We start from the raw sequence: 14,064 nt of genomic DNA on the forward strand, positions 1-14,064 counted from the left end.
TGGTTACATACTCTAAAGATCTAAAATTTTAATGTTATTTCGGTTTAACTTTATTTTTCCTTCGTTTTCAAGGGATTTTAATAATCTTGAAATAACAACTCTTGAGGTATGTAAATCGAAAGCGATGTTTTGATGGGTTACAATAATTTCGTCATTATGATTTACCATGGCTTTATCTTTTAGATATTTTAACAGCCTTTCATCCATCTTTAAAAAGGCAATAGAGTCGATGGCTTCTAAAAGCTCGGTCATTCTGTCGTGGTAACTTTGAAGAATGAAGTTTAGCCAGCTTTTGTATTTTCCCATCCATTCGCTCATTTTTTCAACCGGAATCATAATAAGTTTGGTAGGGGTTTCTGCAACGGCACGAATTTCGCTCTTTTTTTGTCCCATACAACAAGATAAGGTCATGGCACAGGTGTCGCCTCGTTCTATAAAATAGAGAAGGAGTTCGTCTCCTTTATCGTCTTCCCTTAATATTTTTACAGCGCCACTAACCAATAAAGGCATCGATTTTATGTATTCACCTATATCGATAAGCTGAAATCCTTCGGGTACTTCTTTGTAAGTTCCAACGTTATTTATTTCGTTTAATAGCGCATCTTCAAAGAGATAGCCATAGTTTTCTTTTAGTTCGGTAATCATTAAAGCTCCAATTTTCAGTATAAAGATATTGACTAAATATTAAATAGCCTACATTAAAGTTGTAATAAGCTTGTTTTTAAAGGGTTGTGATAAGGTGAGTATAGGTGGATAAAAATAATTGAAAAAAATATGAAATTATCTTTGTTAGAAATGTAGTTAGTTCTATATTTGCACACCGAAAACGAAAAATGTTTTCCTTATTGGTTTAGGTCGCGTAGCTCAGTTGGATAGAGCATCTGCCTTCTAAGCAGACGGTCACAGGTTCGAATCCTGTCGCGATCACTGATATTTTGCCCGCAACTAATTGATTTTCAATAAGTTGCGGGTTTTTTTATGCGATTATATTAACGATTTGCACAACCTCTGCACAACCAGATTTGTTTTTTAATACATTGAAAATCAGGCTTTAATAGTGCTTTGGGAATCATTTTGCGATCCGATTTATTTATAAATTATTTAATTCCTAGTGTTGTTAAACAATATTATACACTATTTCTTGGGTAATTGTTAATTTTTATAACCTCTTTTTTAGCTGCGTATTGATGACAAATTTGCTTGAGGCTTAAATCTAAAAAAATGGAATACCATTGTATGTCACCAAAAGTCAGATTTAATTTTTCCCCTACATTTTGATCGTTAAATTTATTATTTGTTTTTTTTAAAAAGTCCTCAGTGATGATTGCTCCATTGTGTACAATTAAATTTCTTACTAATATTAATTCTTTGATATTTGATAATAAATCATTTTTTCCACTAAAAGTATTTATGAAATCATAACCTAATTCTTTATTTAAATATTTTAATCTTCCGAAAACACTTTCGTTAATCCATTTTATCTGGTTTTTAATGATTTTATTTTTTGATATTTCTTCAGCAGATATTTCAATGGTGTTTTCTAGGCCTAAAATCAGATAAATCATTTTATTTAACCTGTCTTCAGCAATTGAACATAAATATATGATTGACATTTCTCCGATGTAGATGGGTATTAATCTTTTAGTCTTATTACTAAGGCTTTTGAAAAATTTTTCTAAACTTTCCTTGTTGTAATCTTCGGATCTTTCAACGAAATCAGAATATGTTTCTTCATTTTTAATACCAATTTGGTCTTGATGAGTTAGGATTTTTATGATATTATGAGAAACATTAATTATAAAATCTCTCTTAATTTTATTGAGCTCTCTGTAAGTGTCTCTATGATCCATAGGTTTTGAATTTAATAGATTATTTCATTGATTAAATTTTAACTAAGTACTTTTCCACATTACTAGGGATTTTAAGTGGTTCTTTTATTCCTACTTCGCCTAAAAATATTTCTCGAATAATAAATTCTAAAAGGTAATTAGCCTGGTGTATTTCTAAACTATTTAAACTTTTTTCTTTGTGTTTTTCTTCAAGATGAGTATGATAATTTCTTGTTATTTTTAATGTTTCGGAAAATTTATCTATATCATTAATATTATGGCTGATGCAAGAATTCTTTAATAAATAATTTAGCCTAGTTTTTAAACAGTCATCTTTTTTTATGTTGTTTTTATGATAGTTTTCTAAAATTGAGATGTAAGTGAGAAACTTATTTTCTACAAAAACTTCATTATTCCCATACACACTAAAGAAATTTAATATAGCTAGTTCTAGTTTAACTTGCTTTTCAAACCATTTAGAAAAAATTTTTTGAGAATTATCTTTAAAAAACTTAAAATTAATTTTTTGTGTAATATTTGTTTCAAGTTTATTTCGTCTTTTTAATAATTTATAGTTGATACTATCAGTTGTTCTTAGTTCAATGGAATTAGAGTAAAAGGGAGTAAATAGGATTAAATTAAAGAGGTGCTCTATAGATGCTATAATATTTTTGGAACTTTTTATTTCAAATGATTCTGCTGTTTTGATATTAATAAATACTGATTCGTTTATGGAGGAGCTTCTTCGACCTTTAAAATTTGATGATGCTCTAAAGAAAATATATATATCGAAATCTTTATTTTTAAATAAATTAATTATGTCTGGCTGTTTGTACAGATGATTTATTTCAAATGAATCTTCTATATCTGTTTTAAAATTAAATCCAGTAAAAGGAACCCAATTGTTAATTAAATCTGAGTTTAACATAATTGTATTATATGTCCTATCATTAATGTTGCGATCGAAGCTTGGGGTAATTATAGCTAGATTAGATGTATACTTGAATTTATTTAAGGAGCCGGTTAATTGGTAGTTTTTGTATACGTCATATAGTTTTATTGAGTATGTTTTTGATTCATCATGACAATTTAAATATCCTAAAACCAATGCTAAATTTTTATTTCCATGTAATACACTAGTTTCAGGTTCGAAAGATTGCAGAGAGGTTATGGTTGCTATGCCTTTATCATCTATATATAAAGTCGAAATGATTTTTTTATCTTCATTATCAGGTATCCAGAAAATTCCTTCGAAGTATTTGTTGTAATAATCCAATTGGCGTAAAATGTTTTGTTAGTTCAAAATTTTCCTTCAATTTAAGTATCTTTTTTTTGAACTATCAACTCTTATACAATTAGTTATTAACTTATTTATTTTAATGTTGTATTGTCTACTGTTAGGTTATTTGGATTTGATACATAAAAGTAAGATTCGAATTTGCACAACATTTGCACAACATTTTTGATATTGATTGATACCTAGTGTAATATAAATAGAAAGATTTTTTCTATTTTTCTTCTATTTGTAGGTCTTTAAGTTTATATGAGATATAAGATTCGTTTCCTGTCGCGATCACAAAGGCTTCACTAGAAATAGTGGAGCTTTTTTGTTTTTAATAACTTCGTAACAAAATTAGTGATAATAGTCACATCCATATGATTATCTAAGTAGGTTCAGTTTTTATTAATCCTCGATATCTTAAAAATATCATAAAATTAAAAATTGCTATAAGGGTATTTATCTTTTTAAGCGTTTTCTTAAAAATCTCCTGCCGAAGTTTTTTATGAGAGAGGAAAATGAAAGCTGATGATTTTTAGACTTCTCACTGAACTATATTTTTTTCATAATATACAATTTGAATTAGTCACTCAAAACTAAGTGAAGAAGTAAAAAGGGTTACCCTGGTAGTAACCCTTTTTTTTAAATAACGAACAAACTAAATTTATGAAGATTTTTACTTTAACACTATCCATTTTTATTTCACTAAAGGTGTTTTCTCAAGGAACAGAACAAGAGTTTAACACACTTAATGCTTATAAATCCTGTCTACTAAAAGGAGATAAAACTTTAATTGATGAGATTATTTCGAAAGATTTTAGATTTGCAGTCTATCAACATCCTGTGGCAACCAATTCATTTAAAGATTTTATAGAAAAGGCTAGAAAGCCAAATACGATGTATTGGGATGCCGTTTCAGAAATAAATGGACAGCGAACTTGTAAGGTTCACTATGTTTTTGGTGAAAAAGAAGAGATTTCAAATGTAGTATTTTCAAAAGAAGGTAAACTGCTGTATTCTGATTATTTAGACCAAAAAGGTTTTAATTTTAATCGTTACGGAATATCAAAAAAAATAGCAACATTCCCTTTTATTTACGATCGAGGCTCTATTATTTTAAAGGCTAAATTAAATGATTCCGATAAAGTGTTGAACATGTTGTTTGATACAGGAGCCGATGGGTTGGCGTTAAAAGCAGATTTACAGCAAGAAATAGGTGTTAAAATTACTGAGGCTCGTAAAGTGTTTGTGCCTGGTGGAGAAATGACAGTTAACTATTCTTCAGGAAACACATTGATTTTAGACGATTTTGTACTTAAAAATCAAAACATGGTGATGTTTCCTAAAATAAAACCGGGTTTAGATGGAATTATTGGAGGTTCTAATTTTTTCAGAAGTTACATCACAGAAGTTAATTTCGAGCGTCATGAAATTATTCTGTATTCCTTTGGTGAAAATGACTTTTTTAAAGATTACAACACAACAACATTTAGATATTCTGAAGGCGTACCAACCATTCCGCTAACCATTTCTTCTGAAGGCAATACATTCGAATCGGAATTTATTTTAGATGCCGGAGCAGGATATCAAGCCATTATGTTTGGATCAGGAACAAAATTACAAAATGAAGATTTACTGGTTAATAGCATGACACCTTTATTTAATACATATAACGTAAGCGTAGGGCATAAAACTCCGGTTCAAATAGGTTTAGTTGATAGTATAAGTTTTGCCGGCTTAACCTTTGAAAATTCGAGTTTAGCAGTAGAGTCGTATGAAGAAGCAAGACACAACGGGCATAATGTATTGGGGTCTATTGGTATTCAGTTTTTACGCCGATTCAACTGGGTTATCGATTTAAACACCTATAATCTGTACACAAAAATGAATGCAGAAATGTTGCCATTAGACTTTGTGGTTAACGATTATTTAATAGGCTTTGTAAATAATGTGTTGGTTGTAAAGCGCAATTTAACAACAGAGGAAGGAACTGATGCTAGTGATAAGGATCCACTTAAATTATGGGATCGTATTATTAGTATTGAAGGAAAATTGTCTAATGAGTTAACGGCGAGCGAAATTTCAAAATTACAACAAAAGGAAAACTTAACTTTTAAGGTAATTAGAAAAGGACAGCCGGTAGAGGTGACTTTATAATTAAGATTCTAATTTACAGTATATAACGGCTTGGTGTTTCATCAAGCCGTTTTTTGTTTTCCGAATATGTCTACCTTTTTTAAATGAATAGTCTCCATAAATATCTCTTAAAATTATTTTATTTTGTACGAAGTGTGAAAATGAAGAATTATAGGTGCCAATGTACGATGCGATAGTTATAGGAACAGGAATTTCCGGCGGATGGGCAGCCAAAGAATTATGCGAGCAAGGCATGAAAACTTTGGTTTTAGAACGCGGAAGAGATGTAAAACACGTTGAAGATTATCCGACTTGGAATACTGATCCGTGGGAATTTGAAAACAGAGGTCTTAATACCACCGAAGAACTTAAAAAGCAACATAAACAAGCCCGAACAGGCTTTGTGACGCATCCATCTATTAAACATTGGTTTGTTGATGATTTAGAAAATCCTTATGAAGAAGAAAAGCGTTTCGACTGGATTCGTGGTTATCATGTAGGCGGACGCTCATTAACCTGGGGACGTCAATGTTTACGGTTAAGCGATTTAGATTTTGAAGCGAACAAAAAGGAAAACATTGCCGTAGACTGGCCTATCAGGTATAAAGATATTGCGCCTTGGTACGATAAGGTGGAGAGGTTTATAGGTGTTTTTGGAGAGTCTTTAGGACTGGAGCACTTACCAGATGGAGAGTTTTTACCGCCTATGGATTTAAATTGTGTAGAAACTGAATTTCGAAATAAAATACAAGAACAATACCCCGACAGGCACTTAACTATTGGGCGTTTTGCCAACCTAACAGGAGATAAAAATTTTGAAGGTCGCGCAAAATGCCAATACAGAAACCGTTGTATGCGCGGTTGTCCGTATGGAGCGTATTTTAGTAGTAATGCATCCACGCTTCCGGCGGCCGAAAAAACAGGAAATATGACTTTACGTCCGTTTTCTATTGTTTCTAAGATTATTTATAACGAAAAAGAAGGCAAAGCTACTGGTGTTGAGGTTGTTGATGCGAACACCAATGAAAAACTGGTTTTCGAAGCGAAAGTTATTTTTTGTTGTGCTTCAACTGTGGCATCAACCGCGATTTTGCTTAATTCAAAATCCGATCGTTTTCCAAATGGTTTGGGAAATGATAGTGGCGAACTGGGGCATAATTTAATGGATCATCATTTTAGAGTGGGAGCCACAGCTACGGTTGAAGGTTTTGACGATAAATTTTATAAAGGCCGTCGTCCGGCGAGTTTTCATATTCCGAGATTTAGAAATTTAAATTCCGAAAATAAAGAGAAAAGCTTTTTACGAGGTTACGGCTTTCAAGGTAGTGCGAGCCGACAAAACTGGCAACGTGCCATTCCGGAGTTAAGCTTTGGTACAAAACTTAAAGAAGACTTGTTTAAACCGGGACCTTGGGAAATTGGTATGTCTGGTTTTGGTGAATGTTTACCGTATCATGAAAATAAGATGATGTTGAATTACGACAAATTAGACCAATGGGGGCAACCTACTGTAAAGTTTGACTGTGAGTTTAAAGAAAACGAAAAGGAAATGCGTAAAGACATGCAGGCACAGGCTGTAGCGATGTTTGAAAAGGCAGGATTTAAAAATGTGGAAGGTTACGATATTGAGTGTCATCCGGGCCACGCCATTCATGAAATGGGAACGGCTAGAATGGGGCACGACCCTAAAACATCAGTCTTGAATAAACATAATCAAATTCATGCCGTACCTAATGTTTATGTTACCGATGGCGCTTGTATGACGTCTTCAGCGTATCAAAATCCGTCGTTAACATATATGGCATTGACCGCCAGGGCAGCACAGCATGCCGTTAATCAAATAAAAGGAAATCAGGATGCTTAGGAGAGACGTATTAAAAACCATGCCCGTTATTTTGGGTGGCGTTGTGGCATCATCTGCTTTGTTTAATGTTTTGGTATCTTGTAAAGAAGATTCTAAGTCAGAACATAACACTTTATCATTTTTAAATAAGGAACAAAGTATTATAATACATCATTTGGTTGATATTATCTTGCCGGCTTCAGATACGGTTGGGGCATTAGATGTTAATGTACCCCTGTTTATTGATCGTGTATTGGAACAAGTATTGAATAAAACAGAGAAAGAACAATTTATTAAAGGACAAACATATTTTGAGAATAAGTTTAAAAGTGTTTTTCAAAAGGAAGTTTTCCAAGGCGATCAAGCTGAATTCTTAGAATTATTAACGGCTTATTTTGAGGTTTCGGAAGACCAGCAACAGGAAATTTTTAAAATTCTGGCTAAGTCTGAAGACGACGTTGAAAACAAAGAATTATACTATACTTACAAATATTTAACGTTTATAAGGTATTATACGCTATATGGTTATTATACTTCGAAAGTAGTAGGTAAAGAAATTTTAAATTATAATCCGTTTCCGGGTGCTTATGAGCCCTGTGTAGCTTTGAGTGAGGTTGGGAATTCATCTTCCATTTAAAGCTTTAAATGTCTATTTTTGCGCCATGGACAATTTTACAAATGAATACTTCGGAATAGGAATTCAAAATGGGAAAACACCTGAAAATTTAGGGGTGTTATGGCGTTCTGCTCAAAACTTAGGAGCCAGTTTTATTTTTACAATAGGTAACCGCTATGCTAAACAGGCTTGCGATACCCATAACGCCGTTAAAGCGATACCTTATTTTCATTACGAAACCTTCGACGATTTTTTTAATAATTTGCCAAAAGGCGCAAGATTAGTAGGAGTTGAACTTACCGATGAAGCCGTGCCTTTAGAAACCTTTCATCATCCAAGGCGTTGCGTTTATTTGTTAGGTGCCGAAGATCACGGATTGTCTAAACAAGCCATTGAAAAATCGCATTTTTTAGTGAAATTTAAATCCGAATTAAGCCTTAATGTTTCTGTTGCCGGAAGTATAGTAATGTACGATCGTGGTATAGATAAACCCAGATCTTAAAGAGATTACAATTTACTCGTTACTAAAATAATTTTGTTATTGTTTAAGTCGGTGGTAAAGAACAGATATGTGTTTCCTCCGTCTTTAATTTTATGCTTTTTTCGAAGTTGTTCAACCGTTTCTGGAAAGTTTCGCGTGGTAATATTAGCTTTGGTAACTCCGAGTTTTTTAAGTTCTTTTTTATTGTAATTAACTATGGATTCGATTTTAAAACATCTGCCGGGAAATTCTATATGCTTATTACTGGTGTATAAATGAGAATGCTTATGTAGTTTATCAACCTTTAATTGATTGCTTATTGAGTGAAATCCGCCGGCTTTTAAAACTGCACTGTTTGGTTCGTATAAATAAGTGAGAGGTTCATAGTAATTAGATTCCAGAGTTTTTTCGGCACCAAATGAAAAATTAAAGACTTCATTTCTGTCATTTTTCAGATTCACGGTTTCAATAGAAATTTCTTCCGAAAAATCTTGTTCTAAAACCCAAAGAAGTTCTTTAACCTCGTTGTTTAAAGCTACTACATGAATGGTTTTAACATGTTTTAATTCATCGATACCAATCGAAAAATCAAGCAAAGGTGATGTTTTTATTAATATATTTTTTGAACGTTTAAACAGAAGATTTAAATGTTCAGGTACATTGGGAAGACAATCTTTTAAAAAGAAAACTTTGCCCTTGCTATCATGACGTCGTGAAGGATCGATGTAAATCCAATCGTAGGTTTTGTTGGTGTTTTTTAGAAATTCCATACCGTCTATGGCATGAGTTTCAATATTACTTACCCCCAGCTGTTTGTAGTTATGCTTAACTATATCAGAAAGAGATGTGTTAATCTCGCAATGTTCAACACTTTTAAAAACTTTCGAGAAATAAAAACAATCTACTCCAAAACCACCTGTTAAATCGATGATAGATTCCCCTGAAAGTAAACTCGATTTATATGCTGCTGTGACCTCTGAGGACGTTTGTTCTATGTTTAATTTGTTTGGATAATAAATCTGTTCCGCATTAAACCACGAAGGTAATTTCTTTTCGCAACGGGTTTTGGCTTCAATTTGTTCAATAAGTTCTTTAGTGTCTATTGAAGGAAACGGGGAGCCTTTCAGAATTAACGAGGTGATGTCTGAATTTAAATGTTGATTAATAAATTCCTGAACTTCGGTATTTAAAATGTCGGTATTCAAAAGGGATTATAAATCTTTAGTCAATTTTTTTACGATGCTGTTTTCCGATAAAAATTCTTTTAAAACCACTTTAATAGCGGTATACGCCGGAACTGCCAAAATTAAGCCAATAACCCCGAATAATATGCCTGTTATTAAAATTACCAGGAAAATTTCCAGTGGATGTGATTTGACACTTTTTGAAAATATAAAGGGCTGACTGAAAAAATTATCGACTAACTGACCAATTAAAAACACAATAAATACCCAAAATGTTTTTGGTAAAATAACATCACTGAAACCTTCACCTAAATGACTGGTCATGGTTAAAGTAAGCATCAAAACGACACTGATTAATGGTCCAACATAAGGAATCAGGTTTAATAAAGCGCATAAAAACGCAATTACAATGGGGTTTTCAATCCCAATTATAAGTAAGCCTGTGGTATAAATGACAAATAGAATAGATATTTGAAGAATCAGTCCTACAAAGTATCTGGATAATAGGTCTTTAATTTTTGTTGAAGAGTTTTTCCACTGCGTTTCTTTGTTGTCTGGAATAAAGATTAAAATGCCATGCTCGAATAATTTACTGTCTTTCAGAAAGAAAAACGAAATAAATAAGACTGAAAATAAGCCCACACTAAAACTCCCTAAACCACTAACAACTGAGTTTAAGAAAGAAGGAATCATTGATAAATCTAACTTAGATAACAGTTTCGTTTCTTCAAGAGACTGGCGTACATCGATTTTTCGCAAATCGAAATAGTGAATAATTTCAGTATATAAATCATCAATATTGGTTTGTAATTCGTTGATGTTTAACAACGATAATTTGTGTCCTTGCTCAATAATTAAAGGCACAAACATAGTTACTAAACCAATAACCGAACCCAGTAAAAAGACGATGGTTACCACAACGGCCAACGTACTTTTAAATTTTAATCGGTTGGTTAGAAATAAAACGATAGGTCGCCCGATTAAGGAAATTACAGAGGCGATAACCAAATAGCTAATAACCGATTGAATTTTATAAAGGAAGAAAAGCAATAGAGCCACACCTAAAAGAATAGCTATCGCTCTGAGAATACCGTTGGCGATGATTTTTGAGTTCATTTAGTAAATATAATTAAAAACTAAACACAACAAATACACCCGAATTACTGCTTTCGTATTTTTTAGGTTATGCATTATTTATCCTTAGCTTTTAAAACGTAGCTTACCGGTGCGTCACCTCCATAGATATTAGTACCTGATGCAACGTATAAATATTTAGGTTTATTGTTAATTAATAAAATCTGCGGACGTTCAAATTTTGCGTAAGATTTGTTTTTAGGACCATAGTGCACTTTAGCGTCTTTCATATTTATAGGTGTATAATCATTTATGCGATGGAATCCTTTTTCGCTAGAGTCAAAGTGTATACCATCATTAGATGTCCATAAAATACCTCCGCCTTCTTCTACGATACCATGATTGTCTGTTGTTAGTAGGGCAAATTTATTATTAAACATAAATGCGTAACCATCTTCAATATTTCTGTCGTTTACAGTTACAGGAAACGGCATTTGAACATATGGCCCTTCCAAGTGCTCGGCTATAGCTAAACCCATCCGTGCTTTTTCCGATTTGTAATAAAGGAAAAAACCGCCTTTAGGGTGCTGTAATAGGGTAGGGTTGTTAACCCCATTACTGGCATTGTAGTTCCAGTAATCTTTGTTTTGTGAAGGTCGTAAAATAGCACCGTCAGTATTTACAGGTTCCCAGGGTCCGTTTAAGCTTTTTGATGTAGACAGACAGATATATTGGTTTGATGGATGTTCTTTTATTCCGTTGTTAACAATGTAGAATAAAGCATAGACATCACCTATTTTCTTTATGGTAGGATTGTGAGGAGCAAAAATGTTTTTATTTGATAGCGAATCTGTTGAATTTAGTTTGTTTTCAATTTGGCCTTTAACAGCAATGTCAACAAATTTAAAAGGACCTTCTGAAGAATCCCCAATATAATGTGCAATTTCACTATGTGTTCTCCATCCAGGTTCAACAGTATTTCCCGGCCATCTGGCAACAAATAAATGAGTTTTACCATTGTCATCAATTATAGGAGAAGTGCCCCAAATAGTATATCCTGGCTCTTCTACTGCAATGCCAACAAATTCCCATTGATCGGCAAATGACTTTAATCCCTGCTGAGCATAAGATATATTGATTAAAAACAGAAGGAAAAGAGTTTTTAAGAAATTGGTTCGATTTAAATTTGAGGTTGATATTTTCATTTAATTTAAAATTTTTATAATTCAACAATAAAAGTTTCTCCTTTTTTTAAATGAAGATTTTTTACAGTATCCTTATAAATTAATTTGAACTGATGATTGAATTTTGAGGTAATTGTTACTTTGTCTAATTGGCTATTACTCCAAACAATATCGAAGGTTAATCCACCACGTCCTTTTAAACCTGACACAGAGCCGTCTTTCCATGCTTTTGGTAAAGCAGGTAAAATACGAATCACGTTTTCTTCTTGAGATTGTAAAAGCATTTCAGCAACTCCTGCGGTATAGCCAAAATTACCATCAATCTGAAAAGGCGGGTGTAAATCGAAAAGGTTTTTACCTATAGATTTTTTAAACAAGAATTGAATGTGCTCGTGAGCCATTTCGGCATCTTGAAGTCTGGCGCTACAATTAATTAACCAGGCCCGGCTCCAACCCGGACCAGCTCCTCCGTTTTCTAAACGGTAGTCTAACGTTTTTCTAACGGCATTAAATAATTCTGGCGCATTCTCTTTTGTTACGATGTTTCCTGGATGAAACCCATAAAGGTGAGACATGTGCCTGTGGCCAGGTTCCGGTTCTTCATAGGGTCTGTCCCATTCTAAAATTCTGCCATCATCACCTAAAACAAACCCCGGACGCAACTGACTTTTCTGTTGCTTTATTTTTCTAACAAAGTCGTTGTCAATATTTAAAATTTCGCAGGTTTTTAGGTAGTTTTCGAAAACTTCATGAATGACTTGTTGGTCCATGGCGCTTCCTAGACAAGTTGCTACTTGATCACCGTTTTCATTTATGAATCTGTTTTCTGGCGAAGTGGAGGGGGCTGAAATTAAAGTGCCGTCTCGAGGATCTTCAATAATCCAATCGCTATAAAATTTAGTGACTTCATGAAGCGCAGGATATACGCGTTTATTCAGGAAATTTTTATCTTTTGTAAATCTGTAATGTTGCCAGTAATGCTGCATAAGCCATCCTCCAGCACCCATAGAACAACCCCAGTATGCCGTAGGGGCACGTAACCATGTTGGTCCCCATAAATCGGTGGCATGAGGAATAAAAGACCCACTGCAACCAAAGTTTTTACTAGCCGTCGTTTTTCCGTTTTCAACCAGCATGTCAACATAGTTGAAAAGCGGATTGTTAAGTTCTCCAAGTCCGGTAACATCGGCTAACCAGTAATTCATTTGAAGGTTAATGTTCGCATGGTAATCGGCGTTCCATGGGGCTTTTAAATGCTGATTCCATAACCCTTGTAGATTTGCAGGGTTAGTGCCTTCTCTGGAAGAAGAAATTAATAAATAACGGCCGTAATTAAATAACAAGGTTTCTAAACCAGTGTCGATATTACCATTTTTTACAGCTTCAATTCTTTGGTCTGTAGGAATGCTACTGAAATCTTCTTGGTTTATTTGAAGTTTTACTCGTGAATAAAATTCTTGATAATCTTTAATATGAACTTTTTTAATGTCGTCGAACGATTTAGAGTCAATGGCCTTTAAATCCTTTTGATTTTGTTTTTTATAATCATCAAAATAGTATGATGAGTTATTTACAATATATAAAGTGGCTTTCTTAACGTTTTTTAGCTCTATATAGTCTTGAGTGGTTAAAACAGTTCCCTTTTCATTAATTACTTTTAAGGCTGTTTCAAATTTAACGCCGTGCGTAATGGGTTTAGGTTGCGAATTAAATTTACCTTCACGCTGTGTTACTTCTCCTTGCATAAGAAGAAGTCCGTTTTCTGTTGTAAAAGGCTTTGCAGTTTCGAAATCGGCATCCTGAGGTCTGCTAAGTTTTAGTTTAGCATTGATGCCTTCAGGAGCATTGGTAGCCAATTCAATAACAATGACTTTATGTGGATGAGAGACCAGAATGTTTTCAGTAAACAAATAGCCATTAGATTTGAAAGAAACCTGAGAGGTGGCATTTTCTATATTCAGTTCACGACGATAATCTGTGATGTTGTCGTGTTTATAATCGATAAATAAATCGCCTAATGTTTGGTGAGATCTTACGATAGTTTTATTTGAAAATTTAGCTACAAACAAACTGTCGGCAGCTTTGTTGTTGCCTTCAAATAATAAATCTCTGATGTGGTCAAGGTCCTCTTTGTTTCCTTCTGGTTCAATCCAGTCCGGATCATTACCTGGCCACATCGAGTCATCGTTCAACTGAATGTGCTCGTTTGTGGTATTTCCGAAAACCATAACACCAATTTTACCATTACCTAAAGGAAGTGCTTCGTTCCAATTACTTGCAGGTTGGTCGTACCACAGGATGTGTTCTTGTCCGAAACCTAATGAACAAAATAAAAGGGTTACGAAATAGATTGGTTTTAAGTTAAGTTTAATGGGGTAATTCATTATTATAAATATTGTATGGTTTGTGTTTGTTTACAAAGAAGCTAAAAAAAAATA

At 33.4% G+C, this 14,064-nt stretch carries 11 protein-coding genes and 1 tRNA gene; 5 read left to right on the forward strand and 7 right to left on the reverse strand.

Translation table 11 applies throughout. The features are described from left to right. Positions 1-12: 12 nt before the first annotated feature. Entirely contained in the window at positions 13-645 is a 633-nt protein-coding gene (locus R1X58_RS11460) for a Crp/Fnr family transcriptional regulator (RefSeq protein ID WP_240572878.1), read from the reverse strand. Positions 646-853: 208 nt separating this feature from the next. Here R1X58_RS11460 and R1X58_RS11465 point away from each other — a divergent pair. Further along, positions 854-927 (forward strand) — tRNA-Arg (locus tag R1X58_RS11465). A gap of 200 nt (positions 928-1,127) precedes the next feature. Here R1X58_RS11465 and R1X58_RS11470 read toward each other — a convergent pair. Then, entirely contained in the window at positions 1,128-1,850 is a 723-nt protein-coding gene (locus R1X58_RS11470; protein ID WP_240572879.1) for a hypothetical protein, read from the reverse strand. Between the two features lie 31 nt (positions 1,851-1,881). Next, positions 1,882-3,105, reverse strand: coding sequence for an ApeA N-terminal domain 1-containing protein (locus R1X58_RS11475; RefSeq protein WP_240572880.1), 1,224 nt, complete (start codon positions 3,103-3,105; stop codon positions 1,882-1,884). 669 nt (positions 3,106-3,774) lie between these two features. Here R1X58_RS11475 and R1X58_RS11480 point away from each other — a divergent pair. The 4 genes from R1X58_RS11480 to R1X58_RS11495 all read left to right on the forward strand — a co-directional run bounded on the left by R1X58_RS11480 (position 3,775) and on the right by R1X58_RS11495 (position 8,205). After that, positions 3,775-5,265, forward strand: coding sequence for a retropepsin-like aspartic protease (locus R1X58_RS11480; protein ID WP_240572881.1), 1,491 nt, complete (start codon positions 3,775-3,777; stop codon positions 5,263-5,265). Positions 5,266-5,425: 160 nt separating this feature from the next. Continuing rightward, complete coding sequence (locus R1X58_RS11485) at positions 5,426-7,108, forward strand: GMC oxidoreductase (protein ID WP_240572882.1); 1,683 nt, start codon at positions 5,426-5,428, stop codon at positions 7,106-7,108. After that, positions 7,101-7,724: a gluconate 2-dehydrogenase subunit 3 family protein gene (locus R1X58_RS11490; protein WP_240572883.1), complete on the forward strand. Its 624-nt coding sequence runs from the start codon at positions 7,101-7,103 to the stop codon at positions 7,722-7,724. The genes R1X58_RS11485 and R1X58_RS11490 overlap by 8 nt, the downstream gene beginning before the upstream one ends. A gap of 25 nt (positions 7,725-7,749) precedes the next feature. Continuing rightward, positions 7,750-8,205: an RNA methyltransferase gene (locus R1X58_RS11495; protein ID WP_240572884.1), complete on the forward strand. Its 456-nt coding sequence runs from the start codon at positions 7,750-7,752 to the stop codon at positions 8,203-8,205. 5 nt (positions 8,206-8,210) lie between these two features. Here R1X58_RS11495 and R1X58_RS11500 read toward each other — a convergent pair whose 3' ends face one another. The 4 genes from R1X58_RS11500 to R1X58_RS11515 all read right to left on the reverse strand — a co-directional run bounded on the left by R1X58_RS11500 (position 8,211) and on the right by R1X58_RS11515 (position 14,010). Then, complete coding sequence (locus R1X58_RS11500) at positions 8,211-9,389, reverse strand: THUMP-like domain-containing protein (RefSeq protein ID WP_240572885.1); 1,179 nt, start codon at positions 9,387-9,389, stop codon at positions 8,211-8,213. Positions 9,390-9,395: 6 nt separating this feature from the next. Further along, positions 9,396-10,484: an AI-2E family transporter gene (locus tag R1X58_RS11505; RefSeq protein WP_240572886.1), complete on the reverse strand. Its 1,089-nt coding sequence runs from the start codon at positions 10,482-10,484 to the stop codon at positions 9,396-9,398. A 74-nt stretch (positions 10,485-10,558) separates the two neighbouring features. Next, a complete protein-coding gene (locus R1X58_RS11510; protein ID WP_240572887.1) occupies positions 10,559-11,647 on the reverse strand; it encodes a glycoside hydrolase family protein in 1,089 nt (362 codons plus the stop codon). A gap of 14 nt (positions 11,648-11,661) precedes the next feature. After that, the gene (locus tag R1X58_RS11515) at positions 11,662-14,010 is read right to left on the reverse strand and encodes a glycoside hydrolase family 95 protein (protein ID WP_240572888.1); all 2,349 of its coding nucleotides are present in this window, start codon (positions 14,008-14,010) and stop codon (positions 11,662-11,664) included. Positions 14,011-14,064 lie beyond the last annotated feature (54 nt).

This window comes from Aestuariibaculum lutulentum (genome assembly GCF_032926325.1).
Taxonomy (GTDB): Bacteria; Bacteroidota; Bacteroidia; order Flavobacteriales; family Flavobacteriaceae; genus Aestuariibaculum; species Aestuariibaculum lutulentum.

What these genes read in the sequence shown, in the direction of transcription:
- R1X58_RS11460 (WP_240572878.1), bottom strand. Translation starts at nt 645, where the DNA reads ATGATTACCGAACTAAAAGAAAACTATGGCTATCTCTTTGAAGATGCG.
- R1X58_RS11470 (WP_240572879.1), bottom strand. Translation starts at nt 1,850, where the DNA reads ATGGATCATAGAGACACTTACAGAGAGCTCAATAAAATTAAGAGAGAT.
- R1X58_RS11480 (WP_240572881.1), top strand. Translation starts at nt 3,775, where the DNA reads ATGAAGATTTTTACTTTAACACTATCCATTTTTATTTCACTAAAGGTG.
- R1X58_RS11485 (WP_240572882.1), top strand. Translation starts at nt 5,426, where the DNA reads ATGTACGATGCGATAGTTATAGGAACAGGAATTTCCGGCGGATGGGCA.
- R1X58_RS11490 (WP_240572883.1), top strand. Translation starts at nt 7,101, where the DNA reads ATGCTTAGGAGAGACGTATTAAAAACCATGCCCGTTATTTTGGGTGGC.
- R1X58_RS11495 (WP_240572884.1), top strand. Translation starts at nt 7,750, where the DNA reads ATGGACAATTTTACAAATGAATACTTCGGAATAGGAATTCAAAATGGG.
- R1X58_RS11505 (WP_240572886.1), bottom strand. Translation starts at nt 10,484, where the DNA reads ATGAACTCAAAAATCATCGCCAACGGTATTCTCAGAGCGATAGCTATT.
- R1X58_RS11510 (WP_240572887.1), bottom strand. Translation starts at nt 11,647, where the DNA reads ATGAAAATATCAACCTCAAATTTAAATCGAACCAATTTCTTAAAAACT.
- R1X58_RS11515 (WP_240572888.1), bottom strand. Translation starts at nt 14,010, where the DNA reads ATGAATTACCCCATTAAACTTAACTTAAAACCAATCTATTTCGTAACC.